Genomic DNA, 24,881 nt, shown 5'->3' on the forward strand with positions numbered 1-24,881 from the left:
CGCAGCGGTGCAGGCGGATGGCTCGCGGCCCTTCCCACTCACCGGGAAAGCGAACTGCCGCGCGGCGGCCCGTACGGGCAGGCTCGACGCGCGCACCGAGCCGCCGAGCGCCCCACCACCCACCCCCGACCAGGAGGACCCCAGACATGACCGTCGATCTCACCGGAAAGGTCGCCCTGATCACCGGCGCGGCCCGTGGCATGGGCGCGGCCGAGGCCCGCCTGTTCGCCGAGTGCGGGGCGCAGGTCGTCCTCACCGACGTCCTCGACACCGAGGGGCGGGAGACGGCCGCGTCGATCGGCCCGGCCGCCCGGTTCGTCCGCCACGACGTCACCGACGAGGCCCAGTGGGACGCGGCCGTCGCCGCCGCCGTCGACGGCTTCGGACGGCTCGACATCCTCGTCAACAACGCGGCGATCTACAGCACTTCACCCCTCGTCGACGAGGACCCCGCACGCTTCGAGGCGCTGTTCCGCGTCGACCTGTTCGGCCCGTTCCTCGGCATCCGCGCCGCCGCGAAGGCGCTGCGGGAGAGCGGCCGCGGCTCCGTCGTCAACATCTCCTCGCAGGCCGGCCTCCAGGGCATCTGGGGGCACGGCGCGTACGGGGCCGCGAAGTGGGGGCTGCGCGGCCTCACCAAGACCGCCGCGCTCGAACTCGGCGCCGACGGCATCCGCGTCAACTCCGTCCACCCGGGCGCCGTCGACACCGCGATGACCGCCCACCTCGGCACCAAGGAGCACCCGGCCGCACCGCTCGGCCGCATCGCCGACCCGCAGGAGATCGCCCGCGTCGTCGCGTTCCTCGCATCCGACGAGGCCTCCTACCTGTCCGGCGCCGAACTCGCCGTCGACGGCGGCGCGTCCGTGGGCCGCATGCCGGTCTTCCCGCAGCGCGGAGCCGAGGCATGACCCGGCCGGCGCCCGACGTGCGGGCGTTCATCGACCTCGCCACCGCCGACTTCCCGCCGCTCGGCACCGGCATGACCGACATCGCCGACGTCCGCACCTTCTTCGCCGCCCGGCCCCGGCCGCCCGCCGACCCGCTCCCCGTCGACCGCGTCACGGACACCGACGCCGACGGCGTTCCCGTACGCGTCTACGACGACGGGGCGCCGGCCGACGCCCCGCTCGTCCTCTTCCTGCACGGCGGCGGGTTCGTGCTCTGCGACCTCGACAGCCACGACGGCTTCTGCCGCGCCCTGACCCGCGCCACCGGGGCCGTCGTCGTCTCCGTCGACTACCGGCGCGCCCCCGAACACCCCTTCCCCGCCGCCCCCGAGGACGCGTACACGGCCCTGCTGTGGGCGGCCAGGACGCACGCCGGGCGGCGCATCGCCGTCGCCGGGGACAGCGCGGGCGCCAACCTCGCCGCCGTCCTCACCCTGCTCGCCCGGGACCGCGGCGGCCCCGACCTCGTCTGCCAGGCGCTGTACTACCCGATGCTCGACCCGGCCCGCACCGGCGCCTCGCACCGCGAGAACGCCCAGGGCCACTTCCTCACCGCCGACCACGTGCGCTGGTACTGGCAGCAGTACCTGACCTCCGAGCGGGACGCGGCCGACCCGTACGCGGCGCCCCTGCACCGCGCCGACCTGACGGGACTGCCGCCCGCGCACATCGTCACCGCCGGCCTCGACCCGCTGCGCGACGACGGCGAGGCCTACGCGGCGGCCCTCACGGCGGCCGGGGTGGAGGTGCGGCACGACCGGTACGACGGCCTGTTCCACGGCTTCCTGACCATGGCGCCGGACCACCTGACCGAGGCTGCCGCGGCACGCGAGACGGCGTTCCGCACCCTCAGAGCGGGGCTGTCGGCCGGGCACTGATTTGCGTATTGACCTGCACACGTCGATAGGCTGCCCGGAGCCCGCAGGCGGACGGCAACCCGACACGAAGGGGCACGAGCGGATGACGCGCGCAGGTGACATCGAGGTGCACCGCAGCTACATGGTCGACTCCGACACGGAGGCGCCCTGGTTCCCGATGCCCCTCGGGGAACGGCAGGCATCCTGGCGCAAGGACTGGGCCGCGCAGTGCGCCGAGGCCATGCAGCTGATGCACGGCGAGAAGCCCAAGTGGCGCCGCTCCCGCCAACTCCGGGACCGGCTCGTCGAGTTCTCGTCCGCGTTCGCCGCGTTCCCGGCGCACTACGCGTACCTCTTCTCGCCCACCCCGGGCGGCCCGCTGCAGCCCGGCTTCTCCGTCGTCTTCGCCAGCGAGGGCGACCGGGACGAGACGCTGCGCGACAGCGTCCGCGGCAACTCCAGGCAACTGCTCGAACCCTTCGCCCCGGAGCCGTTCACCGGCGCGCTCCTCGGCGACGGGCTGCGCGCCGTCAACCGCTGGCAGGACGCGTCGGCGGGCGAGGTGATGTCCGTCCGCTACGCCTGGCGCGTCCCGCAGGCCGCCGTCGACGTGGCGTTCTACGTCGTGGGCGACGACCCGCAGTTCATGCGGGCGCACCTCGCCGACTTCGACGCGTACGCCCGCACGCTGTTCCTGCGCGACCTCTGACAGGCCGGGGCGGCTCAGCCCGGGATCAGCTCGAACCCCTTGTACCCGGACGCCGCCACATCGGCGATGATCTGCCCGTACGCCCCGAACCCGCCGACGAACGGCATGAACACCCGTGGTTTTCCCGGGATGTTGGCGCCGAGGTACCACGAGTCGGCGGACATCATCAGCGTCGCCGCCGCCCGCTCCCGGCACTCCGCCACCCAGTCCTCCACGGCCCGCGCGCTCGCCTCGATCGCCGCGTACCCGTGCGCGTCCAGATGCGTCAGGCAGTCCGCGAGCCAGTCCACGTGCTGCTCGGCGCACAGGATCACGTTGGCGAGCACCGACGGGCTGCCCACCCCCGCCAGGTTGAAGAAGTTGGGGAAGCCGTCCGTGCCGAGCCCCAGGTACGTGCGCGGCCCCGCCGACCAGTCGTCCTTCAACAGCCGGCCGCCCCGCCCCCGCACCTCGATCCGGTCCAGGGAACCCGTCATCGCGTCGAACCCCGTGGCAAGCACCAGCACGTCCAACTCGACGCGCTCGCCGTCCGCGAGGACCACCGCCCGCCCGTCGACCCGCTCGATCGGGTTGGCCCGCAGGCTGACCAGGCGGACGTGCTCCTGGTTGAACGTCTCGTAGTAGTCCGAGTCCGTCACGATGCGCTTCGTGCCGATCGGATGGTCCGTGGGGACGAGCAGATCGGCCACGGCGGGATCGTCGATACGGGCGCGCACCTGCTCCTCCCAGTACGCCCGGGCCTCGGCGTTGGCCGCCAGGTCGGTCAGCTGGTCCGGGAACGTCTTCGAGTAGAGGACGCCGCCGAGCTCCCACCGCTTCGCGTACGCCGTCCGCCGTTCCTCCGCGCTCACGTCGAGGGTGCGCCGCGGATGCGTCATGAACGGCGAGCCGCCCCCGCTCTGCCGGGCGAGCCGGCGCCGCTCCGCGTACCCGGCCTTCAGCTCGCGCCGGGCCGCGTCGTCCAACGGCTTGTTGCCCGCCGGGATGCTGTAGTTGGCCGAGCGCTGAAACACCGTCAACTCGGCTGCCTGCGCGGCGATCAACGGCACCGACTGGATGCCCGACGAGCCGGTCCCGATCACGCCGACCCGCAGCCCGGTGAAGTCCACACCCTCGTGCGGCCATGCACCGGTGTGGTACGCGGCCCCGGCGAACGCGTCGAGCCCGGGTATCGCCGGCGCGTGCGTGCTCGACAGACAGCCCACCGCCGACACGACGAACCGCGCCGACAGCACCTCCCCGCCGTCCGTCCGCACCGTCCACCTCAGCGCCCCCTCGTCGAGCTCCACCGACAGCACGGACGTCCCGAACGTGAAACTGCGACGCAGGTCGAAGCGGTCGGCGACATGGCTCAGATAGCGCATGATCTCCGGCTGGGTCGCGTACTTCTCGCTCCAGTCCCACTCCTGCTGCAACTCCTCGTCGAAGGAGTACGAGTAGTCCGCGGACTCCACGTCGCAGCGCGCCCCCGGATAGCGGTTCCAGTACCAGACTCCGCCCACGTCGCCGCCGCGCTCGAAACCCCTTACGCGGTAACCGAGTCGGCGGAGCTTGTGGACGGCGTACAGTCCGGTGACGCCCGCGCCGACGACCACGACGTCGACGACGTCCATGTCCACGCCCACGTTCCCGTTCACGGACCGGGGCTCGGTGATGTTGTTGTCGCTCACGTTCGAAACGCTCCTCATCCGGTCTTCGCCCGCAGGCGCAGCACGCTCTTGTCGACCTTGCCCGCCGCGTTGTGCGGCAGCCGGGCCAGGGAGTGGAAGGCGCGCGGGGCCTTGAAGTTGGCGAGCCGCTGCCGCGTCCAGGCGGCCAGCTCCGCCGCGTCGATCCGCGCGCCCGCGCTCGGCACGCAGTACGCGACCCCGACCTCGCCGAGCCGCGCGTCCGGCGCGCCCACGACCGCCGCGTCGGCCACGGCGGGATGGCCGCGGAGCACCTGCTCGACCTCGGCCGGGTACACGTTGAAACCGCCCACCACCAGCATGTCCTTCAACCGGTCCGTGATCCGCAGGAAACCCCGCTCGTCCAGGACGCCGACGTCCCCGGTGTGCAGCCAGCCGTCCGCGTCCACGGCCTGAGCGGTGGCCTCCGGGTCGTCCAGGTAGCCGTGCATCACGTGCGGGCCGCGGGTCAGGATCTCGCCGGGCTCCCCGGGCGGCGCGTCGATCCGCAGCTCCGTCCCGGCGAGCGCGGTGCCGGACGTACGGGCCAGGGTCTCCGGCGACTCGTGCGGCTCGCAGATCGACACCACACCCGTCGACTCGGTCAGCCCGTACGCGGTGTAGATGTTCCGCGCGCCGATGAACTCCCGTATACGGTGGATGAGTTCGGTCGGGATGTTCGCGGCGCCGGTGCCCGCCATCCGCATCGACGACAGGTCGTACGACGCCCGCGCCGGATGCTCGATCAGCGACGTGAACACCGTCGGCGCCCCGGTCAGGACGGAGATCCGCTCCTCCTCGATGCGGGCGAGCGCCGCCTCCGGGTCGAAGACCCGCTCGGGCACGATCGTCGCCCCGCGCAGCAGACAGGCCACGATGCCGGCCTTGTAGCCGAACGTGTGGAAGAACGGGTTGACGAGCAGATACCGGTCGCCGCGCCGCAACGTGACGGCCCGCGCCCACGCGTCGTACACCGTGAGCGTCTGCTCGTGCGTCGTCGGCACCCCCTTGGGGCGGCCGGTGGTGCCCGACGTGAACAGGATGTCGGCGGTGTCACCGGGCAGCACGGCGGCGCTGCGGGAGAGCCGCTCGGCCTCCGTCACTCGGGCCGCGCCCTTCAGGAAGTCCGCCCAGTCGGCGGTGTGCAGCGCCACCGTCCGCTCCAGGAGCGGGAGTTGCTCGCCCGACTCGGCGAGCAGCGCACGGTAGTCCGTGCCGAGGAAGTCGTGCTCCGTGAACAGCAGCCGGGCCTCGGAGCGGCGCAACAGGTCGGCCGCCTCGGCCGCCCGGTACCGGGTGTTCACCGGCACGAGCACCCCGCCCGCCGCCACCGCGCCGAGCGCGGCCACCGCCCAGCGGGCACTGTTCGGCGCCCACACCGCGACCCGCTCGCCCGGGCGCAGGCCGTGGGCCAGCACCGCCCGCGCCGCCTCCGCGACCCGGTCGCGCAGCTCCTCGAACGTCCACCGCTCCGCACCGTCGACGAGGGCTTCCGCGTCCCCGTACTCCTGCGCCGCCCAGTCCGCGAGCCGGGCGATCGTCTGCGCGCCACGCATGATCCGTCACGTCCTCCTCACCGCCCCTTCGGAGGGGTCGGATGCGACCACAACGGTCGGAGGGTGACAGGGGGAGCAGGGGCGGCACATCGGAGAGTTCCCGGCCAGTGGGAATATGCGCCGCGGGCAGTGAACGGCCGTGCGCGGGCCCGGAGTTGCGGGGAAGGGGCTACATCCAGTCGCTGGACCGCAGCCAGGCCATCATGTCGTCCATCGACTCGCGCGGCACCGCGGGCTCCGCCCACTCCTCGTCCGCGCGGCCCCGCGCCGCCGGACGGCCCGGCCCGAACATCGACTGCCACACCTTCCGCGTACAGCCGACCACCGCCGGGGCGATCCGCTCCAGCTCGCGGTGCAGCCCGTTGCCGCCGACCGACACCGCCGCGATCGCCCGCCCCGAGCCGCGTACGGGCGCGGCCACGCAGAACACCCCGCGGTACGCCTCCTCGTAGTCGAACGCGACCCCGCGCTCACGGGCCCGGCGGAGTTCGCTGCGGAAGAACTCGGGCCGGGTCAGCGTCCGCGGCGTCCGCGGCCTGAGGCCCTGCCCGACCACCTCGTCGACGAGAGCGGCGTCGCTGAACGCCAGGATCGCCTTGCCCGCGGCCGTGCAGTACGCGGGCTGCCGGCCGCCCACCCGGGACGGCACACCGGAGTCGTCGGACCGGCCGATCCGCTCCAGGTACACCACCTCGGCGCCGTCGAGGACCGTCAGGTGCACCAGGTGGCCGGTGGCCTCGTGCAGGGCGTGCAGATGCGGGAGCGCCGCCCGCCGCAGCCGGTTGTGGTGCGAGGCGAGCGCGCCCAGCTCCAGCATTCGCATGCCCAGGCGGTAGTCCCGGCCCTCCCGCTCCAGCCAGCCCAGCTGCACGAGTTGGTCGAGGATGCGGTGCGCGGACGAGCGGGGGAGGCCGGAGCGCTGCACGACCTCGGTCAGCGTCAGGCGGGGCCGCGACCCCTGGAACGCGCTGAGCGCCTTCGCGGCCTTCTCCAGCAGGGACAGCGGTGTACTCACGGCCTCCGCGGCCTCGACAGCATGCGCCGACATCGCACCTCCCACACGGACAGCCGGCAGACCCTTGGCCGCGGCCGCACCTCCGACAGTGCCGGAGACTGTGCCAGCGGCTCCCATCTGCAGGGAAGAGGTATTTAGAGGTATTCCGTTCCCGAACGGTAGCGCGTAGGTTCCGTCCCGTCACCCCGCTAAGGCCCGCAGATCCGAGAGGCACGAGCATGCGCGACGAGGACGTTCTCGCTGCCGTCCGCGCCCTCGCGCCGACGCTGCGCGACCGCGCGGCGGCCACCGAGGAACAGCGCCGCATCCCCGGCGAAACGGTCGCCGAACTCGCCGACGCGGGCTTCTTCCGGCTGCTCCGGCCCACCGCGTACGACGGGCTCGCCGCCGACCCGGCCGTGCACCACGCCGCCGTCCAGGAGATCGCCCGGGCCTGCGGCTCCACCGGCTGGGCCGCCGCGGTGCTCGCCGTCCACCCCTGGCACGTCGCCCTCTTCGACCCGCGCGCCCAGGAGGACGTGTGGGGCACCGACCCGGCCGCCCTGATCTGCTCCTCGTACGCCCCCACCGGCACGGTCACCGCCGTCGACGGCGGCTTCCGGCTCTCCGGCCGCTGGCACTTCTCCTCCGGCTGCGACCACGCCGACTGGGCGCTGCTCGGCGGGCTCGTCACCGACGCCGAGGGCAGCCCCGTCGACCTGCGCACCTTCCTCGTGCCGCGCGCCGCGTTCGCCGTCGACCCGGTGTGGGACACGGTCGGCCTGCGCGGCACCGGCAGCAACGACGTCGTCGTCAGGGACGCGTTCGTCCCGGCCCACCGCAGCCTCGGCTACCGCCCGGTCAACGCCCTCGACTGCCCCGGCCACAGCCTCAACTCCGAGCCCCTGTACCGCCTCCCGTACGCCGCGCTCTTCACCACCACCATCTCCACGGCCATGGTCGGCATCGCCGAGGGCGCGTACGAGGAACACCTCGCCGCCGCCCGCGGCCGCCCCGGCGCGCGGGCCGCCGACGACCCGTTCGCGCAGGTCCGCATCGCCCGCGCCGCGAGCGAGATCGACGCCGCCCGGCTGCAACTGGCCCGCAACATGGGGGAGTTGTACGCGACCGTGGTACGCGGCGAACGCCCCACCGCCGACCAGCGCGCCCGCACCCGCAGGGACCAGGCCCTCGCCACGGAACGCGCGGTCACCGCCGTCGACCTGCTCGTCGAGGGCGCGGGCGGCGGCGTCATGGGCCCGCACGGGGGCGTCGTCCAACGTGCCTGGCGCGACCTGCGCACGGGCCGCGGCCAGGCGGCGAACGACCTGGAGCGCGCCCTCGGCCTGTACGGGCGGCACGCGCTGGGCGTGGAGGTCAACGACTCGATGGTGTGAGGGCGTCGAGGGCCCGCACGGCGATCCGAGGTCCGTTTCCCACCCAGCGGGAAGCCGCCGTATCCCGGCCGCCCGTACCGCCCCGATACTCGTCCCCCTCCCGGCCCCGGGCGCGCCGCCCACGGGCCGGCCCACCCAGGGAAGGGACGAGATGGCGAACACACCGAACCCGGCGCGCACAGCGCAGGCCGGGCAGCCGCGGGCCGGGGACGCGTGGGACGAGGAGTGCGACGTCCTCGTCGTGGGCTCCGGCGGCGGCGCGCTCACCGGCGCGTACGGCGCCGCCGCGCGCGGCCTCGACACGCTGGTCGTCGAGAAGACCCGGTACTTCGGCGGCACGACCGCCTACGCCGGGGCCGGCCTGTGGCTCCCCGGCAACCAGGCGCAGGCCCGCGGCGGCCTCGACGACTCGGCCGAGCTCGGCCGCGCCTACCTCCGCGCAGTCGTCGGCGACACCACCGACCACACACTGCAGGACGCGTACGTCGACCACGCGGCGGACACCGTCGCCTTCCTGGAGGACAACCCGCACGTCCGCTTCGAGTACCGCCCGTTCCCCGACTACTACGCCGCCCCCGGCCGCTTCGACGCGGGCCGCGCGGTGTTCCCGGTGGACCTCCCGGCGCCGGACGGGCCGCACGCACTCGTCGACGCGGTACGCCCGCCCGCCTGGGCGGAACGTCTCCAACTCCCCACGCCCGACGGGCCGTTGACGGACGGCCGCGCCCTGATCGCCCGCCTCCTCCTCGCCCTGGAGTCCACCGGCCGCGCCCGCGCACTCCTCCGCACCCCCTTCAAGGGCCTCGTCACGGACCCGGACGGCGCGGTGATCGGCGCCGAGGCCGAGCACGACGGCCGTACGCTGCACATCCGCGCCCGCCGCGGCGTCCTCCTCGCCGCCGGCGGCTTCGAGGCCAACGCCGAACTGCGCCGCGCCTGGCAGGAGTTGCCGGGTGCGGACTGGACGATGGGCGCACCCGGCGGCAACACCGGCGACGCGATCACCGCGGCGGCCGGGGCGGGCGCGGCCGTCGGGCTCCTGGAGGAGTCGTGGTGGTGCCCGTCGCTGCGCTTCCCCGACGGCTCGGCCGCGTTCACGCTCGGCCTGCGCGGCGGCATCTTCGTCGACGGCTCGGGCCGCCGCTTCGCCAACGAGTCGCTGCCGTACGACCGGATGGGCCGCGCCCTGCTCGCCGCGAAGGCCGGCACGAGCCACGACAACCCGGTGTGGTGGGTCTTCGACGCCCGCTTCGGCGACGAGTTGCCGGGCATCACGGTCGTCCCCGCGGACCGCACGGCCTTCACGGAGGCGGGCCTGTGGCACACGGCGGACACGCTGCCCGCGCTCGCCGAGCGGATCGGCGTCGACGCGGAGGCGCTGGGGGAGACGGTACGGGTGTTCAACGGGTACGCGGTGAGCGGGGCGGACGCGGACTTCCACCGCGGGGAGGACCCGTACGACCGCTTCTTCGTCGAGCCCGACCCGGAGGGCGCGAACCCGTGCCTGGTCCCGCTGACGGACGGCCCGTTCCACGCCGTGCAGATCGTGCTGGGGGACCTGGGGACGAAGGGCGGGGTACGCACGGACGTGGACGCGCGGGTCCTGCGCGAGGACGGCACGCCGATTCCGGGCCTGTACGCGGCGGGCAACACGACGGCGTCGGTGGCCGGCCCGTCGTACCCGGGCCCGGGGGTCCCGATCGGCTCGGCGATGGTCTTCGCACACTTGGCGGCCCAGCACATGGCGAGCACGGCTCAGCTTTCCTGAGGTGGTCTCTCGTCCACGGCGGGAAAGCCGGACGAGCACCGCCTTGGGGGCCGCTTCCCGCTCAGTGGGAGTCCGACATTCCCCCGCACCCCCACCCCGCCCTACCGTCCACGCACCCACCCACCCACCCACCCACACCACCACCACCCGGCACGACCAGAGAAGAGAGGGGTCGGCCCATGGCCGAAGACGTCCTGGCAGCGGTCCGTGACCTCGTCCCGAGCCTCCGTGAGCGCGCCGCGGAGGCCGAGCGCCTGCGCCGCGTACCGGACACCTCCGTCAAGGAGTTGGAGGACACCGGCTTCTTCCAGCTGCTGCAGCCCACCGCCTTCGGCGGCCGCGCCGCGGACCCGACCTTCTTCTACCGGGCCGTGAAGGAGATCGCGAAGGCCTGCGGCTCGACCGGCTGGGTCGCCTCCGTGGTCGGCGTGCACCCCTGGCACGTGGGCCTGTTCGACCCGCGCGCCCAGCAGGAGGTGTGGGGCGAGGACCACAAGACCCGGATCGCCTCCTCGTACGCGCCGACCGGCGAGGCCACCCCCGTGGACGGCGGTTTCAGGCTCTCGGGCCGCTGGCACTTCTCGTCGGGCTGCGACCACGCCCAGTGGGTGCTGCTCGGCTGCCTGGTGGCGGACGCCGAGGGCAACCCGGTCGACATGCGCACGTTCCTGATCCCGGACACCGAGTACCGCGTCGACGACGTGTGGGACACCGTCGGCCTGCGCGGCACCGGCTCCAACGACATCGTCGTCGACGACGTGTTCGTCCCCGACCACCGTGCCCTCAGCTTCGGCCCGGTCACGGCCCTGCAGGTGCCGGGGCACGAGCTGAACCACGAGCCGCTGTTCCGCCTCCCGTACGCCGGCGTGTTCACCACGACCATCTCGACCCCGATCGTCGGCATCGCCGAGGGCGCGTACGAGGCGTACGTGGCGGCGACGACGAAGCGCATCCGCGTCTCGTACGGCCAGAAGGTCGCCGACGACCCGTTCGCGCAGGTGCGGATCGCCCGCGCGGGCAGCGACATCGACGCGAGCTGGCTGCAACTCACCCGCAACATCGCCGAGTTGTACGCCTGCGCCGAGCGCGGCGAGGAGCTTCCCACCGAGCTGCGCGCCCGTACCCGCCGCGACCAGGTCCTCGCCACCGAGCGTGCCGTGGCCGCCGTCGACCTGCTGATGGAGAACGCCGGCGGCAACGCGATGCGCACCGGACCCAACCCGGTGCAGCGCGCCTGGCGCGACGTGCACACCGGCCGCGGCCACGCCGCCAACGACCCGGAGCGCGCCCTGACCTTGTACGGCCAGGCCGCCCTCGAACTCGACATCAAGGACACGATGCTCTGATGGGAGATCAACTCAGCTACGACAACGAGCAGTTGGCGACGTACGAGTCCACATCCCGCACCGCCAAGGCCCGCGGACTCACCCTGCACTACCACGAAGCGGGGCCCGGGGGCCGCCCCGACGCCCCCGTCGTGATCATGCTGCACGGCGGCGGCCCGGGCGCGTCCGCCTGGTCCAACTTCGGCCGCAACCTGCCGGTGTTCGCCGAGCACTTCCGCACCCTGCTCGTCGACCAGGTGTGCTTCGGCCGCTCCGACAAGCCGGAGCTCGACAAGGACTACTTCACGTACAGCGCCGACGCCGTCGCGGCCCTGATGGACGAACTCGGCGTGGCCCGGGCGCACTTCATCGGCAACTCCCTCGGCGGCGGCACCTCCGTGCGCATGGCCCTGAACCACCCCGGCAAGGTCGGCAAGCTGGTTCTGATGGGCCCCGGCGGGGTGTCGGTCAACCTGTTCGCCCCCGACCCGACGGAGGGCATCAAACGGCTCTTCGAGTTCAACGCGGCGCCCGAGCCCACCAAGGAGCAGCTCCGCGCGTTCCTGGGCGTCATGGCGTACGACCAGTCCGTCGTCACGGACGAGCTGGTCGAGGAGCGCTGGGCCTCCGCGACCGACCCGGAGACCCGCCTCGGCAACGCCCGTATGGGCGCCGCGTTCGCGAACCCGGCCTGGCAGGAGGACTGGATGCTGTGGCGCGAGGCGCACCGCATCACCCAGCCCGTCCTGCTCACCTGGGGGCGCGAGGACCGCGTCAACCCGCTCGACGGCGCTCTCGTCGCCCTCAAGACCATCCCGGACGCCCGCCTGCACGTCTTCCCGCACTGCGGGCACTGGGCCCAGGTCGAACAGGCCGACGAGTTCAACCGCCTCGCCGTGGACTTCCTCACCCACTGAGCCCCCGCAACTCCGCTACCTGCCAACGCTGTTGAAGGAGAACCGTCATGGACATACGCTCGCTCGGCTACCTACGCATCGAGACCACCGAGCTCGCCGAGTGGCGGACGTACGCGCTCGACATCCTCGGCATGACCGAGGGCGCCGACAGCACCGACGACACCCTCTGCCTGCGCATCGACGACCGCGCCCACCGCATCGTCGTCCAGGCGGGCGAGAGCGACCGGCTGCTCGCGGCCGGCTGGGAGGTCGCCAATGCCGCCGAACTCGCCCGCGCGGCAGCCGAGTTGGAGGCCGCCGGGCACGCCGTGAAACCCGCCGACGACCGGCTGCTCGCCGAACGCCGGGTGCGCGACCTGATCCAGGTCACCGACCCGTGCGGCAACCCCCTGGAGATCTACTGGGGCCAGGCCCAGGACCACACCGCCCTCGGCACCCCGTACGGCAACCGCTTCGTCACCGGCGAACTCGGCCTGGGGCACGTGGTGTTGCCCGTCGCCGACATCGACGCGGCCCTCGACTTCTACGAGAACCTGCTCGGCTTCCAGCTGCGCGACTCCATGAAGCTCCCGCCGCAGGCCGTCCCGACCGCCGCCGAGGAGCGCGACTTCCACTGGATGCACTTCCTCAGCCCCAACCGCCGCCACCACAGCCTCGGCCTTTACCCGGGCCAACTCCCGCCGGGCATCGTCCACTTCATGGTCGAGCTGGAGACCCTCGACGACGTGGGCCGCGGCCTGGACCGCATGAACGAGGCCGGCATCCCCATCGCCTCCAGCCTGGGCCGCCACACCAACGACCACATGGTGTCGTTCTACGCGCAGGCCCCGGGCGGCTTCCAGGTCGAGTACGGCTGGGACGGCCTGGTCGTCGACCCCGCCACCTGGGTCGCCAAGGAGATCACCGCCGACAGCTTCTGGGGCCACCAGTGGAACGGCTGATCGACCCCGACGCGTTCCGGGACGTCCTCGGCCGGTTCGCGAGCGGCATCACCGTCGTCGCCGCCCTGGAGGACGGCGAACCGGTCGGCTTCGCCTGCCAGTCCTTCGCCTCGCTGTCCCTCGACCCGCCGCTGGTCATGCTCGCAGCGGGCCGTACGTCGGTGAGCTGGCCGCGGATCGAACGCGCCGGGCGGTTCTGCGTCAACATCCTCGCGGCCGAACAGCGGGACATCTGCGCCCGGTTGGGCCGCAGCGGCCCCGACAAGTTCACCGCGGTGCCGTGGCGGGTGAGCGAGCACGGCACCGTGCGCATCGACGGCGCCCTCGCCGCCGTCGAGTGCGAACTGCGGGCCGTGCACGAGGCGGGGGACCACTATCTGGCGACCGCCGAAGTGGTGGCCCTCGACGCCCGCGAGGACGGCAGCCCGCTGCTCTACTTCCGCAGCCGGTACGCCGTGGGGGCGTTCTGATGCCCATCGACGTGGCCAAGGCGACGTCCGCCCCGCCCGTGCGCACCGAGGTGACCTGGGACGACCGCGACGTCCGCCTCTACCACCTCGCACTCGGCGCGGGCGCCCCGCCGACCGACCCGACGGAACTGCGGTACGTGTACGAACGGCACCCGCGGGGACTCCAGGTCCTGCCGCTGTTCGGCGTGACCGCGGCCAACGTCGGCTTCCAGGTGTTCGAACACCCGGGCGTGGACGTCGACTTGGCGAGGGCGCTGCACGGCGGCCAGGAGGTCACCGTGCACCGCCCGCTCCCGGCCGCGGCGAGGGCGTACGCGCTCACCCGCGTCACCGACGTGTACGACAAGGGCGCCGCGGCCGTCGTCGTACAGGAGTCGACGCTCGTCGGCGAGGACGACGAGCCGCTGCTCACCCAGCGCAACCAGATCTTCGTGCACGGCGAGGGCGGATTCGGCGGCGACCGCGGCCCCTCGGGCCGCACCCCGGCGCCCGACCGCGCCCCCGACGCCGTGCTCGACGTGCCGACCCTGCCCCAACAGGCCCTGCTCTACCGCCTGTCGGGCGACTGGAACCCGCTGCACGCCGACCCCGCGGTGGCCCGCGCCGCCGGCCACGACCGGCCTGTCCTGCACGGCCTCTGCACGTTCGGCATGGCCGTGAAGGCCGTCGTCGACCGCTTCCTGGACGGCGACGCGAGTGCGGTCGGCGGCTGCCGCACACGGTTCGCGGGCATCTTCCTTCCCGGCGAGATCCTGCGTACAGAGGTGTGGTCCGACCCCGCCGCGAACGGGTTCCGGCTGCGCGCCACGGCCCCGGAACGCGACGACGCACCCGTCCTCGACCACGCCCTGATCACCGCCCGCACACCGGACCGCACGGCGCCGCCCGCCCGCCCCTGACGCCCGCCGCCCGTCCCGACAAGGGAGCACCCATGCCCCGTACGTACCTCGTCACCGGAGCCGCCTCCGGCATCGGCAACGCCACCGCGGACCATCTGCGGGCCCACGGCCACACGGTGATCGGCGCCGACCTCAAGGGCGGCGACATCTCCGCCGACCTCGCGACCCCCGACGGGCGGGCCGAACTGGTCGCCGCCGCACGGGAGTTGACCGGCGGACGGCTCGACGCGGTGATCGCCTGCGCGGGCATCGCCCGGTTCGACCCGCTCACCGTCCGCGTCAACCACTTCGGCGCGGTCGCCACCCTGGAGGGACTGCGCCCGCTCCTCGCCGCCGGTCAGTCGCCCCGCGCGCTCGTCATCGGCTCCATCGACGCCGTGCACCCCACCGACGCGGCGACGGTCGAGGCGGCGCTCGCGGGCGACGAGGAGGCGGCGGTGGCGGCGGCGCAGGCGGCCGTCGACCGGGGCGAGGGGCACCTCGCGTACTCCTCGTCGAAGGCAGCGATCTCCCGCTGGGTGCGCCGCAGCGCCGTCGCCGCCGAGTGGGCCGGCGCGGGCATCCCGCTCAACGCGGTCGCCCCCGGCGTGATCCGCACCCCGCTCACCCAACCGCTCCTGGACGACCCCGAGATGCGGGCCGTGGTCGAGGAGGCGGTCCCGATGCCGCTGCGCGGCCCGGCAGCCCCCGACGAGCTGACCTCGCTGATCGCCTGGCTGACCTCCCCGGAGAACACACTGGTCACGGGCCAGATCGTGTACGCCGACGGGGGAGCGGACGCGGTGCTGCGCGGCGAGACAGGCTGGTGACCAAAGCCGCGCGGCGCCGTTTCATCACGCTTCATTACATCTGCCCCGGCCTCTACACATAAAGACGAAATAAGCGCAGAATGTCTCTAGGCGGCGCACACCGCACACCGCGTCAGAGCGGTTGGGCCTGCGTGTCAAAGGAGACGAGCCATGGCCAACGTGCAGCCCACCAGAAGTGACATCACTGCCCACCCCGATGTCTCCGAGATGCGGGACCGCTATGCCCGCATGCTCGGCGGCCGTGACGTGGCACTCGTGGACGGACCCGTGTTCCTGCTCGGTCTGTACTGTGCCGTGTCCCCGTGGATCCTCCACTACACGACGAGCCAGCCCGCCCTCGTCACCCACAACCTGATCGTCGGCATCGCGATCGGCCTCCTGGCCCTCGGCTTCACCCGGGCTCCGGAACGCATGTACGGCCTGAGCTGGGCCTTCTGCGCGATGGGCGCCTGGATGATCATCGCGCCGTGGATCGTGGGCGAGAGCCCGGACGCCGGGGTCGTCCTGAACAACATCATCATCGGCGCCGTTGCCGTGGTCCTCGGCATGGTGTGCGCCGCGACGGCGTCGAAGAGCGGCCCCAAGCCGTAACCCGGCGGGACACGTTCGTACGAGGGAACCACCGGAACCACCAGGGAACTGCGAGGGAACCACCGCTGGGGAACCGCGAGGGAAAACCAGTGAGGCCGGCCCGCACCCCGCGGCCGGCCTCACTCCTGCTCGCCGCCCCCGGACAGCCGCGGCCGGGCGCGCTTGAACGCCCGCATCGCGACCGCCCCCGCCAGCGGCCCCGGGGCCAGAAGCACCAGGGCGTACTCCCAGCCGACGGCGTCCGCGAGGAGCGGGGTGAGCTGGATGCTGAGGACGGTCAGGGCGAAACCGATCGCGGTCTGCGCGGTGAGCGCCGTACCCACGTAGCGAGGGTCGACGACCTCGCTCAACGACGTCGAGAAGACCCCCGAGTCCGCGATCACCGCCGCGCCCCACACCGTGCAGAACACCACGAGCAGCGCGGGCGAGGCGTCCACCAGCAGCGGCGACAGCAGACAGCACGCACCGCTCACCAGCAGCGCGGCCATCGCCGCCGAGGGGCGGCCGAACCGGTCCGCGCCCCAGCCGCCGAGCAGACAGCCGAGCGCCCCGCCGACGCCCATGGTCAGGAACACGGTGATCTCCACCGACCCGGGCAGCCCGCCCGCCCCGGCCGCCGCCGCGAGGTACGCGGGGATCCACGTCCACAGCGCGTACAGCTCCCACATGTGCCCGAAATAGCCGAGGTTGGCGAGGCGCGGGCGGCGCTCGGCGAACATCGTCAGCGCGTACCGCGGGTTGCGGGCCGGCGCGGCCGGGGCGGCGTACGGGCCGACGCGGATCAGGGCCAGTGCGACGACGGCGGCGAGCAGCCCGGCCGCCGACGCGGTCAGCAGCACACCCCGCCACGGCAGCGAGCCGAGCCCCGCGATCAGGTGCGGGAGCGTCGAGCCGAGGGTGAGCGCGGCGATCAGCACGCCCATGCTCCGGCCCCGCGACGCGCTGTCCGACCAGGACGCCATCAGCTTCATGCCCACCGGGTACACCCCGGCCAGACACACCCCGGTCAGGAACCGCAGGGGTACGGCGGTGCCGAGCCCGTCGACCGTCAGGGCGAGCAGCACCGTGCACGCGGCGGCAGCGGCGGCGCCGGACGCGAGCAGCCGCTGCGGGGCGAAACGGTCGGCGAGGGTGAGCGCGGCGGACGTGAGCGCGCCGGTGACGAACCCGAGCTGCACGGACGCCGTGAGCCACACGGCACTCGTCGAGTCGAGCCCCCACTCGGTCCGCAGACTCGGCACGACCGCCGACATCGAGAACCAGACGGCCAGCCCGAGGACCTGCACGGCGGCGACCAGTCCGCGCTGCACGAGGGGCTGCGGATCAGGCCGCACACCGCCGGTCACGCCACGACTGCTGTTCACGGTCCCCCTCGACTCTCGGTGACGGATGACGGACAGGCCCCCATCATCCGTCATGAGCAAAGCCGCCTCGCACAGATGTCCGGCCACCGTCGCCCGGGATCTTGCGGCGCGGCCGGGACGGCGGTCCAATGCTGGGGATGACTACCGACGGTGGAAGCGAAACGACCGCAGACACGTCCGGCCCGGCGGGCGAGATCGCGAACCCTCTGGAGGTGTTCACGCTCGACCAGCTCCGCCGACGCCGCAGCATGAAGTGGCGGGCGCACCCGGCGGACGTGCTGCCGCTGTGGGTCGCGGAGATGGACGTCCCCCTCGCCGAACCGGTCGCCGACGCCCTCCGCGAGGCCGTCGACGCGGGGGACACCGGCTACCCGGCCGGCACGGAGTTCGCCGAGTCGCTCGCCGGGTTCGCCGTGCGGCGCTGGAAGTGGGACGGAGTGGCGGTCGACCGCGCCGCGATGATCCCCGACGTGATGATGGGCGCCGTCCAGGTCCTCCGCCTCGTCACCGACCCCGGCGGCCCCGTCGTCGTCAACTCCCCGGTCTACGCGCCGTTCTACGCCTTCATCGCCCACGACGACCGCCGCATCGTCGAGGCCCCGCTCGGCCCGGACCACCGCATCGACCCGCAGACCCTGGAGGACACGTTCCGGGACCTGCGCCGCCGCGACAGCAGCGCCCGGATCGCGTACCTCCTCAGCAACCCGCACAACCCCACCGGCACCGTCCACACCCGCGAAGAGCTCGCCACGGTCGCGCAGTCGGCACGGCGGTACGGGGTGCGGGTCGTCGCCGACGAGATCCACGCCCCGCTGGTCCTGCCGGGCGCGGAGTTCACGCCGTATCTGAGCGTGCCCGGGGCAGAGGACGCGTTCTCGCTGATGTCGGCGACGAAGGGGTGGAACCTCGCGGGCATCAAGGCCGCGCTCGCCCTCGCCGGTCCGGAGGCGGCGGACGACCTGCGCCGGATGCCGGAGGAGGTGCACCACGGGGCGAGCTACCTCGGCGTGATCGCCCACACCGCCGCGTACCGGCACGGCGACCGCTGGCTCGACGCGCTCCTCACCGGCCTCGACGCCAACCGCGCCCTGCTCGGCCGGCTGGTCGCCGAGGAGCTGCCGGAGGTGGGGTACGTGCGGCCCGAGGGCACGTATCTGGCCTGGCTGGACTGCCGTGCGCTGGCGGCGGAGGAGGCGCCGACGTCGACGGACCTCGCGGTGGTCACGGACCTCGCGGGCCCGGCGAAGCTGTTCCTCGACGAGGCCCGCGTCGCCCTGTCCTCCGGCCACATCTTCGGCACGGGCGGCGCAGGCCACGTCCGCCTCAACTTCGCCACGTCCCAGGGGGTCCTGCGGGAGGCCCTGGGGAGGATGGGGGCTGCGGTGCGCCGGAGGGGCTGAAGCCGGAAGGCGAGCCCCTCAAGCCGCACGCCCCGTGCATTCCTCCACGATCCCCTTGTCCAACGCCGCCCGCACCAACGCCGAAGCCAATGCGGCATCCGCCGCCCCGGTCCCCTCGGCCAGCCGCCGCAGGTCCACCGTCTTGCGGGGAAGCCCAAGACGCTCGGCGCCCTGCAAGGCCTTCGCGTCCACGTACGGCCCGAACTCCGGCCACACGTCCTGGACTTCACGGAGGAATATCGCCGCGCCGACCGCGCCGATTCCCGGCAGTTCCTGGAGGAGTTCGCGGAGTTCGTCCGCGTCGCCGTCCGCCTCGGCCCGCATTCTGCGGAGGTCGCCGCCCCAGCGGTCGAGGAGGATTTCCGCGGCGTCGCCGAGCTGTGTCGCGGTGCGCTCGTCGTAACGGCGGTATCCGCCCTCGCCGAGCGCGTCGACCCGCTGCTGCCACGTCGCGTCCGCCATCCGCCGCGCGTCCCGCAGCCCCGCCTCGTACAGCGCCCGCGACGTCGCGACGGCGACGGATGCGCGGATACGTGCGCTGAGCAGATGCGCGAGCACGAGCGTCCGGTAGAGCGGCTGAGGCGTGTCCCTCAGATGGATTCCCGCCTCGGCCGCATACGTCTGCCCGTGTTCCCGCAGCAGTTCCCGTATGACTTTGCGGTTCTTGTCGTCGCTCATGGTGACCGCTGCTCCTCGGCTGGTGTCTACGCGTCGGGTGCCCACCCGGGCCCGTTTCATATCCGCCGCAGGGAGAACCCGAAAGGGCATGGCTGACGACAAACCGCTGGACGTCTACCGCAGGAAACGCGACTTCGGCCGCACCGCCGAGCCGGAAGGACGAAAGGCGCGGCAGGGCGGAAAGAAGAAGCGGCAGGAGGACGAGGAGGAACATCGGTTCGTCGTGCAGATCCACGACGCCTCCACCCTGCATTTCGACTTCCGCCTCCAGGTCGGCGACGTACTGAAATCCTGGTCCGTGCCGAAAGGCCCGTCCGCCGATCCGCACGACAAACGCCTTGCGATGCCCACCGAGGACCATCCGCTGGAATACGAGGAATTCGAGGGCGTGATTCCCGAGGGCGAGTACGGCGGCGGCACCGTCATCGTCTGGGACAACGGCACCTACCGGCCGATGAGCCACGACCGCCGCGGCCGGCCCGTGCCCTTCGCCGCATCCCTCGACAAAGGCCACGCCACGTTCTGGCTCGACGGTTCGAAACTGCACGGCGCATACGCGCTGACCCGCTTCAGGGAAGGAAACGGCCAACGGGAGGCCTGGCTGCTCGTCAAGGCCGACGACCGGCGGGCCCGCCCCGGCCACGACGCCCCCGACCCCCGCCGCGCCCGCTCCACGACCACCGGCCGCACCCTCCACCAGGTCGCCGAACAAGCCGAACAAGCCGAACAAGCCGAGCAGGGCGAGCGGTCGTGACCACCGGACTCCTCGACACTCTGCCCGCCGACCACGCCGCCCGGCTGCGCGACGCCCCGCCCGGCGCCGAACTCGCCGCGCAGGCCATGCTCGCCACACTCAGCGACCGGCGCGAGTTCACCGAAGGCTGGATCTTCGAGCGGAAGCTCGACGGCATCCGCGTCCTCGCGGTCCGCGAGCACGGCCACGTACGGCTCCTCTCCCGCACCGGACGCCGGCTGAACGACAGCTACCCGGAGATCGTCGAGGCGCTGGCCGCGCAGGACTGCGGGGACTTCACCGTCGACGGCGAGATCGTCGCCTTCTCGCACGGCCGCACCGAGTTCTCCCGCCTCCAGCAGCGCATGGGCCTCACCGACCGTCGCCGCATCGAGGCGACCGGAGTGGCCGTCACGTACTACCTCTTCGACCTGCTGCGCCTCGACGGCCGGGACACCCGGGCGCTGCCGCTGCGCGCCCGCAAGTCGCTGCTGCGCCGCGCCCTCGCGTACCGCCCGCCGCTGCGGCTGACCACGCACCGCAACGAGGGCGGTGCGGAGCTGCTGGCGAAGGCGTGCGCGAGTGGCTGGGAAGGGCTGATCGCGAAGCGCGCGGACAGCCGCTACCGGACCACCAGGTCGACGGACTGGCTCAAGCTCAAGTGCGCGAAGGACCAGGAGTTCGTCGTCGGCGGCTTCACGGAGCCCGCGGGCAGCCGCGTCGGCCTGGGCGCGCTGCTCCTCGGCCACTACGAGGACGGCCGGCTGCGGTACGCGGGCAAGGTCGGCACCGGCTTCGACCGCACCGCCCTCAAGGACCTCCGCGCCCGCCTCGACGAACTCGCGCGCCCCCGTTCACCGTTCAGCGACCCCGTACGCGAACGCACCGCGCACTGGGCCGAGCCCGAACTCGTCGCGCAGATCGCGTTCACGGAGTGGACCCGCGACGGCATGCTCCGCCACCCCCGCTACCTCGGCCTGCGCGACGACAAGCCGGCGACCGACGTCGTACGGGAACGGCCCGTCGAGGCCACGTGATCCACGGGGTGACCCCTTGCACGCGTCACACGCGCTGCCTGCTGAACACCTCCAACAGCGCCGCGTCGAACGCGTCGAGGTCGGCCGGTTTACGGCTGGTGACCAGCGCGTTCGTACCGTGGTCGCAGACCCGGACCTGTTCGTCGACCCAGGTGCCGCCGGCGTTCCGGATGTCGGTGCGCAGGCTCGGCCACGACGTCAGGACGCGGCCCGAGACGACGTCCGCCTCGACCAGCATCCACGGCGCGTGACAGATCGCGGCGACCGGTACGCCGAGGTCGAAGAACTCCCGTACGAACGACACGGCGCGGCTGTCCATCCGCAGGGCGTCCGGGTTGGCGACGCCGCCGGGCAGCACGAGCCCGTCGAAGGCGCCGGCCGACGCGTCGCCGACGACCTCGTCCACGGGGAACGTGTCCGCCTTGTCGAGATGGTGGAACGCCTGGATCCGGCCGGCCTCGGTGGAGACGAGCACGGGCGTGCCGTCGGCCTCGGACACCGCCTTCCAGGGCTTGGTCAGTTCGATCTGCTCGACGCCCTCCGGCGCCGCCAGAAACGCGATACGCATGGCTGCTCGACTCCTTTCCGAGCACGCGGGGGGTCTTCCGGGTACCCGCACGCCCCGGTCCCACACGCGGCCTGCGCGAACCCGGCCTCCCCCGAGTGCACCGCCCGGCGGGCGCGGCCCGGGGGAGTGGTGCCAGCGTGGACGGGGACGGGGCGCACGGAGCAGGACGGAGCGCGGCGATGGCGCGGGCGATCTGGACAGGTGTCATCACGTTCGGCCTGGTCAGCGTGCCGGTCGGCCTCTTCACGGCGACCGAGGACCACACCGTCCACTTCCACCACCTGCAGCGCGGCACCTCCGACCGCATCCGCAACCGCCGCGTCAACGAACGCACCGGCAAGGAGGTCGACAGCGAGGACATCGTCAAGGGCTACGAGGTCGCCGACGGCGAGTACGTCGTCGTCGAACCCGAGGAGCTCGACGAGATCGCGCCCGGCCGCTCCCGCACGCTCGACATCAGCGACTTCGTCGACCTGGACGCGATCGACCCGGTGTACTTCGGCCGCAGCTACTACCTCGCGCCGCGCGGCGAGGAGTACCTCAAGGTGTACGGGCTGCTGCGGGCGGCGCTCGCGGAGCGCGGCAAGGCGGGCATCGCCACCTTCGTCATGCGCAACCGGCAGTACCTGACCGCGATCCGCGCCGAGGACAAGGTCCTGGTCCTGCAGACCCTGCACTGGTCCGACGAAGTCCGCGACCCCGTCGACGAGTTGCCCGAGCTGCCCTCCGGCCGCGTCGGCAAGGGCAAGGAGCTGGACTCGGCCCTCGCCCTCGTCGACGCGCTCACCTCGCCGTGGGAGCCGGACCGGTACAGCGACACGTACCAGGAGAAGGTCCGCGAGCTCGTGCGGGCGAAGGCCGAGGGGGAGGAGGTCGTGCAGGAGGAGGAAGCGCCGAAGGCGACCGACGTCGTCGACCTCATGGAGGTCCTGGAGGCCAGCCTCAGCCAGGCCCGCGGCAAGTCGGGCAAGCCGAGCGGGTCGAGCACGTCCGGCAAGCCGAGCAAGTCCAGTAAGCCGAGCAGGTCCGGCAAGTCCGGGAAGCCCGCGTCCGAAGCCGATTCCGCGTCGTCCCTGCAGGAGCTCACCAAGGCCGAGCTGTACGAACGCGCCGCCGACCAGGACGTCCCCGGCCGCTCCAAGATGACCCGCGAGGAGCTCGTCGAGGCCCTCACGCGCACGCAGAAGGGCCGCGGCCGCCGCAGGAAGCGGGCCGCCTGACCATCGCGACCCGGTTCGCCTCACGCCACCCGGCAACTCCCGTCGTTCTCCGGCCCGTTGGCGGCCTGCTCGCGGATCCGTGAGCAGGTCTGCGCGATCAGCCGGCACACCTGCATCTGCGAGACGCCGATCTGCTCGGCGATCCGGCTCTGCGTGAGCCCCTCGAAGAACCGCAGGTAGAGCACCGTGCGCTCGCGCCGCGGCAGCTTCTCGATGCCCGGCTTCGCGGCGAGCCGGTCCACGACGAGGTCGTACGCCGGGTCGGGTGCGCCCAGCGTCTCGGCGAGCGAGAGCCCGTCCTCACGGGCGGGTTCCGCGTCGAGGGAGATCGCGCGATAACTGTTCAGGGCGCGCTGCCCGTCGAGCACCGCCTGCTCCGACAGGCCGGTGTGGCGGGCGAGTTGGGCCACCGTCGGCTCCGGGCTGCCGGGGCGCAGCGCCAGTTCGCGGCGGGCCGTGCGCACCGTGTTCCGCAGGTCCTGCACGCGGCGCGGCACGTGCACGTCCCAGGCGTGGTCGCGGAAGTGGCGGCGCAGCTCGCCGGTGATCGTGGGGACCGCGTACGACTCGAACGCGCCGCGCTCCGGGTCGTAACCCTGGAGGGCCTTGAGGAGGCCGAGCGCGGCGATCTGCTGCAGATCCTCCAGCGCCTCGCCCTTGCCGCGGAACCGGCCCGCGATGCGGTGGGCCATCGGCAGCCAGGCCTGGAGGAGTTCCTCGCACAGCAGGTCGCGCTCGTGGCCGGGTTCCAGGCCGTGGAAGCGGACGAACAGGTCGTGCGTGGCGGGTGCGTCGTCGTGCGGATGGCGACGCCTTGACGCCTGCCGGCGGCCGGTGGGCCGCGCCGGGCGGGCAGTACGGTCGGTGCGCGTGACTCGGTCGGTGAGCATGAACGATCCGCTCCTGCTCCTGAACGGGGGCACTCTTCTCATTGTCTCCCTGATCGGGCGATTTGCGACTGCGGTCGGGCGACGGTCACGCAGGGCGCGCGGACGGTGACGGCCGGGTGCGCAAAGGCACGGACGCACGGCCCGCCCCTACGGTGGAAGGGCCATGCCCGCGACGGGCGGGCGACGACCGTGACGGAGGAGTGGCGACGTGAGCTCCACCCTTGAACTCCGCGTCGGACGGCGCAGGATCGACGTGAAGCGGCCCGAGAAGGAACTCTTCCCGCAGGACGGCCTCAGCAAGGCCGACCTCGCCGAGCACTACCGCCGCGTGGCCCCGCGGATGCTCCCCGAACTCCGCGGCAGACCGCTGATGCTGGAGCGGATGCCGGACGGCGTCGACGGCGACCGGTTCTACCAGAAGGAGGTCTCCGACTACTTCCCCGACTGGATCGCCCGCGCCACGGTCCCCAAGGAGGGCGGCGAGGTCACACACGTGCTCTGCGAGGACACCGCGACCCTCGTCTACCTCGCCGGCCAGGCCTGCATCACCCCGCACCGCTGGCTGAGCCGCGCCGACAAGCCCCGCAGGCCCGACCGTCTGGTCTTCGACCTGGACCCGCCCGGCCACGACTTCGAACCCGTCCGCAGCGCCGCCCACCGCGTCCACGACCTCCTCACCGAGCTCGACCTGACCTGCGCCCTGATGACCACCGGCTCCCGCGGCCTGCACGTCCTCGTACCGCTGAACCGGCGCGCCGACGCGGACGACGTCCTGGCCTTCGCCCGGGCCGCCGCCGAAGTGCTCGCAGGCCGCTACCCGGACGAGCTGACGACGGAGTTCCGCAAGCACGCCCGCAAGGGCCGCCTGTTCCTCGACGTGGAGCGCAACGGCTACGCCCAGACCGCCGTCGCCCCCTTCGCCGTACGGACCAGACCGGGTGCGCCGGTCGCCGCGCCGCTGGCCTGGGACGAGCTGGACGACCCGGAGCTGACCGGCCGCCGCTGGACGGTGACCGACCTCGACGACCGGCTCGACAAGGACCCCTGGGAGGGCCTCGCCCGCCACCGCCACGGCCTCACGACGGCGGGCCGGCGCCTGCGGAGCCTGGACCGGAAGGCGTAGCCGGGCGGCGGCGGGCGC

The 24,881-nt window shown here is 72.9% G+C and carries 24 protein-coding genes; 17 read left to right on the forward strand and 7 right to left on the reverse strand.

Annotated features, from left to right (window positions below):
• Positions 1-146 precede the first annotated feature (146 nt).
• From ACIDOF_RS20235 to ACIDOF_RS20245, 3 genes are all read left to right on the forward strand, one after another.
• Positions 147-911 carry a glucose 1-dehydrogenase gene (locus ACIDOF_RS20235; protein ID WP_409007349.1) on the forward strand — a complete coding sequence of 255 codons (765 nt, stop codon included), beginning with the start codon at positions 147-149 and terminating at the stop codon, positions 909-911.
• Positions 908-1,828 (forward strand): alpha/beta hydrolase, encoded by a 921-nt coding sequence (locus ACIDOF_RS20240; RefSeq protein WP_409007350.1) that lies wholly within the window; start codon positions 908-910, stop codon positions 1,826-1,828. The genes ACIDOF_RS20235 and ACIDOF_RS20240 overlap by 4 nt, the downstream gene beginning before the upstream one ends.
• A gap of 82 nt (positions 1,829-1,910) precedes the next feature.
• A complete protein-coding gene (locus tag ACIDOF_RS20245) occupies positions 1,911-2,516 on the forward strand; it encodes a hypothetical protein (protein ID WP_409007351.1) in 606 nt (201 codons plus the stop codon).
• A 14-nt stretch (positions 2,517-2,530) separates the two neighbouring features.
• On the opposite strand, the gene ACIDOF_RS20250 is transcribed toward ACIDOF_RS20245, so the two are convergent.
• The 3 genes from ACIDOF_RS20250 to ACIDOF_RS20260 all read right to left on the reverse strand — a co-directional run bounded on the left by ACIDOF_RS20250 (position 2,531) and on the right by ACIDOF_RS20260 (position 6,787).
• Positions 2,531-4,186, reverse strand: coding sequence for a flavin-containing monooxygenase (locus tag ACIDOF_RS20250; RefSeq protein WP_409007352.1), 1,656 nt, complete (start codon positions 4,184-4,186; stop codon positions 2,531-2,533).
• 14 nt (positions 4,187-4,200) lie between these two features.
• Positions 4,201-5,739 carry a FadD3 family acyl-CoA ligase gene (locus ACIDOF_RS20255; protein WP_409007353.1) on the reverse strand — a complete coding sequence of 513 codons (1,539 nt, stop codon included), beginning with the start codon at positions 5,737-5,739 and terminating at the stop codon, positions 4,201-4,203.
• A gap of 169 nt (positions 5,740-5,908) precedes the next feature.
• On the reverse strand, positions 5,909-6,787 hold the full coding sequence (locus tag ACIDOF_RS20260; RefSeq protein WP_409007354.1) for an IclR family transcriptional regulator: 879 nt from the start codon (positions 6,785-6,787) through the stop codon (positions 5,909-5,911).
• Positions 6,788-6,972: 185 nt separating this feature from the next.
• Here ACIDOF_RS20260 and hsaA (ACIDOF_RS20265) point away from each other — a divergent pair, with 185 nt between their 5' ends.
• The 9 genes from hsaA (ACIDOF_RS20265) to ACIDOF_RS20305 all read left to right on the forward strand — a co-directional run bounded on the left by hsaA (ACIDOF_RS20265) (position 6,973) and on the right by ACIDOF_RS20305 (position 15,850).
• Positions 6,973-8,130, forward strand: coding sequence for a 3-hydroxy-9,10-secoandrosta-1,3,5(10)-triene-9,17-dione monooxygenase oxygenase subunit (gene hsaA, locus ACIDOF_RS20265; protein WP_409007355.1), 1,158 nt, complete (start codon positions 6,973-6,975; stop codon positions 8,128-8,130).
• A 151-nt stretch (positions 8,131-8,281) separates the two neighbouring features.
• Complete coding sequence (locus ACIDOF_RS20270; protein WP_409007356.1) at positions 8,282-9,898, forward strand: FAD-dependent oxidoreductase; 1,617 nt, start codon at positions 8,282-8,284, stop codon at positions 9,896-9,898.
• Positions 9,899-10,077: 179 nt separating this feature from the next.
• Positions 10,078-11,244 carry a 3-hydroxy-9,10-secoandrosta-1,3,5(10)-triene-9,17-dione monooxygenase oxygenase subunit gene (hsaA, locus tag ACIDOF_RS20275; RefSeq protein ID WP_409007357.1) on the forward strand — a complete coding sequence of 389 codons (1,167 nt, stop codon included), beginning with the start codon at positions 10,078-10,080 and terminating at the stop codon, positions 11,242-11,244.
• Positions 11,244-12,140: a 4,5:9,10-diseco-3-hydroxy-5,9,17-trioxoandrosta-1(10),2-diene-4-oate hydrolase gene (gene hsaD / locus ACIDOF_RS20280; protein ID WP_409007358.1), complete on the forward strand. Its 897-nt coding sequence runs from the start codon at positions 11,244-11,246 to the stop codon at positions 12,138-12,140. The genes hsaA (ACIDOF_RS20275) and hsaD overlap by 1 nt, the downstream gene beginning before the upstream one ends.
• A 47-nt stretch (positions 12,141-12,187) precedes the next feature.
• Positions 12,188-13,081: a VOC family protein gene (locus ACIDOF_RS20285; protein WP_409007359.1), complete on the forward strand. Its 894-nt coding sequence runs from the start codon at positions 12,188-12,190 to the stop codon at positions 13,079-13,081.
• Positions 13,069-13,551: a flavin reductase family protein gene (locus ACIDOF_RS20290; protein ID WP_409007360.1), complete on the forward strand. Its 483-nt coding sequence runs from the start codon at positions 13,069-13,071 to the stop codon at positions 13,549-13,551. The genes ACIDOF_RS20285 and ACIDOF_RS20290 overlap by 13 nt, the downstream gene beginning before the upstream one ends.
• Positions 13,551-14,450 (forward strand): MaoC/PaaZ C-terminal domain-containing protein, encoded by a 900-nt coding sequence (locus ACIDOF_RS20295; RefSeq protein ID WP_409007361.1) that lies wholly within the window; start codon positions 13,551-13,553, stop codon positions 14,448-14,450. Before ACIDOF_RS20290 ends, ACIDOF_RS20295 begins: the two co-directional genes overlap by 1 nt.
• A 32-nt stretch (positions 14,451-14,482) precedes the next feature.
• Complete coding sequence (locus ACIDOF_RS20300; protein ID WP_409007362.1) at positions 14,483-15,259, forward strand: SDR family oxidoreductase; 777 nt, start codon at positions 14,483-14,485, stop codon at positions 15,257-15,259.
• 150 nt (positions 15,260-15,409) lie between these two features.
• Positions 15,410-15,850 (forward strand): SPW repeat protein, encoded by a 441-nt coding sequence (locus tag ACIDOF_RS20305; protein WP_409007363.1) that lies wholly within the window; start codon positions 15,410-15,412, stop codon positions 15,848-15,850.
• 119 nt (positions 15,851-15,969) lie between these two features.
• On the opposite strand, the gene ACIDOF_RS20310 is transcribed toward ACIDOF_RS20305, so the two are convergent.
• Positions 15,970-17,214, reverse strand: coding sequence for an MFS transporter (locus tag ACIDOF_RS20310; RefSeq protein WP_409007365.1), 1,245 nt, complete (start codon positions 17,212-17,214; stop codon positions 15,970-15,972).
• 137 nt (positions 17,215-17,351) lie between these two features.
• On the opposite strand from ACIDOF_RS20310, the gene ACIDOF_RS20315 reads away from it, so the two are divergent.
• Positions 17,352-18,614 carry a MalY/PatB family protein gene (locus tag ACIDOF_RS20315; protein WP_409007366.1) on the forward strand — a complete coding sequence of 421 codons (1,263 nt, stop codon included), beginning with the start codon at positions 17,352-17,354 and terminating at the stop codon, positions 18,612-18,614.
• 18 nt (positions 18,615-18,632) lie between these two features.
• Here the strand turns inward: ACIDOF_RS20315 and ACIDOF_RS20320 are convergent, their stop codons facing one another.
• Positions 18,633-19,292, reverse strand: a complete 660-nt coding sequence (locus ACIDOF_RS20320) for an endonuclease (protein ID WP_409007367.1) — start codon at positions 19,290-19,292, stop codon at positions 18,633-18,635.
• Positions 19,293-19,380: 88 nt separating this feature from the next.
• On the opposite strand from ACIDOF_RS20320, the gene ACIDOF_RS20325 reads away from it, so the two are divergent.
• A complete protein-coding gene (locus ACIDOF_RS20325; protein ID WP_409007369.1) occupies positions 19,381-20,046 on the forward strand; it encodes a DNA polymerase ligase N-terminal domain-containing protein in 666 nt (221 codons plus the stop codon).
• Complete coding sequence (gene ligD / locus ACIDOF_RS20330; RefSeq protein ID WP_409007371.1) at positions 20,043-21,062, forward strand: non-homologous end-joining DNA ligase; 1,020 nt, start codon at positions 20,043-20,045, stop codon at positions 21,060-21,062. Before ACIDOF_RS20325 ends, ligD (ACIDOF_RS20330) begins: the two co-directional genes overlap by 4 nt.
• Before the next feature lie 25 nt (positions 21,063-21,087).
• On the opposite strand, the gene ACIDOF_RS20335 is transcribed toward ligD (ACIDOF_RS20330), so the two are convergent.
• Positions 21,088-21,630, reverse strand: a complete 543-nt coding sequence (locus ACIDOF_RS20335; RefSeq protein WP_409007372.1) for a type 1 glutamine amidotransferase domain-containing protein — start codon at positions 21,628-21,630, stop codon at positions 21,088-21,090.
• Between the two features lie 179 nt (positions 21,631-21,809).
• Here ACIDOF_RS20335 and ACIDOF_RS20340 point away from each other — a divergent pair, with 179 nt between their 5' ends.
• Positions 21,810-22,850 carry a Ku protein gene (locus ACIDOF_RS20340; protein ID WP_409007373.1) on the forward strand — a complete coding sequence of 347 codons (1,041 nt, stop codon included), beginning with the start codon at positions 21,810-21,812 and terminating at the stop codon, positions 22,848-22,850.
• A 20-nt stretch (positions 22,851-22,870) separates the two neighbouring features.
• Here ACIDOF_RS20340 and ACIDOF_RS20345 read toward each other — a convergent pair whose 3' ends face one another.
• Complete coding sequence (locus ACIDOF_RS20345) at positions 22,871-23,740, reverse strand: SigB/SigF/SigG family RNA polymerase sigma factor (RefSeq protein WP_409007374.1); 870 nt, start codon at positions 23,738-23,740, stop codon at positions 22,871-22,873.
• A gap of 208 nt (positions 23,741-23,948) precedes the next feature.
• Here ACIDOF_RS20345 and ligD (ACIDOF_RS20350) point away from each other — a divergent pair, with 208 nt between their 5' ends.
• On the forward strand, positions 23,949-24,863 hold the full coding sequence (gene ligD, locus ACIDOF_RS20350) for a non-homologous end-joining DNA ligase (RefSeq protein WP_409007375.1): 915 nt from the start codon (positions 23,949-23,951) through the stop codon (positions 24,861-24,863).
• Positions 24,864-24,881: the final 18 nt, after the last annotated feature.

The organism is Streptomyces sp. Da 82-17 (genome assembly GCF_046098215.1).
In the GTDB taxonomy this organism is placed as follows: Bacteria; Actinomycetota; Actinomycetes; order Streptomycetales; family Streptomycetaceae; genus Streptomyces.

Coding starts and splice junctions, on each gene's coding strand:
- ACIDOF_RS20235 (WP_409007349.1), top strand. CDS start 147: ATGACCGTCGATCTCACCGGAAAGGTCGCCCTGATCACCGGCGCGGCC.
- ACIDOF_RS20240 (WP_409007350.1), top strand. CDS start 908: ATGACCCGGCCGGCGCCCGACGTGCGGGCGTTCATCGACCTCGCCACC.
- ACIDOF_RS20245 (WP_409007351.1), top strand. CDS start 1,911: ATGACGCGCGCAGGTGACATCGAGGTGCACCGCAGCTACATGGTCGAC.
- ACIDOF_RS20255 (WP_409007353.1), bottom strand. CDS start 5,739: ATGCGTGGCGCGCAGACGATCGCCCGGCTCGCGGACTGGGCGGCGCAG.
- ACIDOF_RS20260 (WP_409007354.1), bottom strand. CDS start 6,787: ATGTCGGCGCATGCTGTCGAGGCCGCGGAGGCCGTGAGTACACCGCTG.
- hsaA (WP_409007355.1), top strand. CDS start 6,973: ATGCGCGACGAGGACGTTCTCGCTGCCGTCCGCGCCCTCGCGCCGACG.
- ACIDOF_RS20270 (WP_409007356.1), top strand. CDS start 8,282: ATGGCGAACACACCGAACCCGGCGCGCACAGCGCAGGCCGGGCAGCCG.
- hsaA (WP_409007357.1), top strand. CDS start 10,078: ATGGCCGAAGACGTCCTGGCAGCGGTCCGTGACCTCGTCCCGAGCCTC.
- hsaD (WP_409007358.1), top strand. CDS start 11,244: ATGGGAGATCAACTCAGCTACGACAACGAGCAGTTGGCGACGTACGAG.
- ACIDOF_RS20285 (WP_409007359.1), top strand. CDS start 12,188: ATGGACATACGCTCGCTCGGCTACCTACGCATCGAGACCACCGAGCTC.
- ACIDOF_RS20295 (WP_409007361.1), top strand. CDS start 13,551: ATGCCCATCGACGTGGCCAAGGCGACGTCCGCCCCGCCCGTGCGCACC.
- ACIDOF_RS20300 (WP_409007362.1), top strand. CDS start 14,483: ATGCCCCGTACGTACCTCGTCACCGGAGCCGCCTCCGGCATCGGCAAC.
- ACIDOF_RS20305 (WP_409007363.1), top strand. CDS start 15,410: ATGGCCAACGTGCAGCCCACCAGAAGTGACATCACTGCCCACCCCGAT.
- ACIDOF_RS20315 (WP_409007366.1), top strand. CDS start 17,352: ATGACTACCGACGGTGGAAGCGAAACGACCGCAGACACGTCCGGCCCG.
- ACIDOF_RS20320 (WP_409007367.1), bottom strand. CDS start 19,292: ATGAGCGACGACAAGAACCGCAAAGTCATACGGGAACTGCTGCGGGAA.
- ACIDOF_RS20325 (WP_409007369.1), top strand. CDS start 19,381: ATGGCTGACGACAAACCGCTGGACGTCTACCGCAGGAAACGCGACTTC.
- ACIDOF_RS20335 (WP_409007372.1), bottom strand. CDS start 21,630: ATGCGTATCGCGTTTCTGGCGGCGCCGGAGGGCGTCGAGCAGATCGAA.
- ACIDOF_RS20340 (WP_409007373.1), top strand. CDS start 21,810: ATGGCGCGGGCGATCTGGACAGGTGTCATCACGTTCGGCCTGGTCAGC.
- ACIDOF_RS20345 (WP_409007374.1), bottom strand. CDS start 23,740: ATGCTCACCGACCGAGTCACGCGCACCGACCGTACTGCCCGCCCGGCG.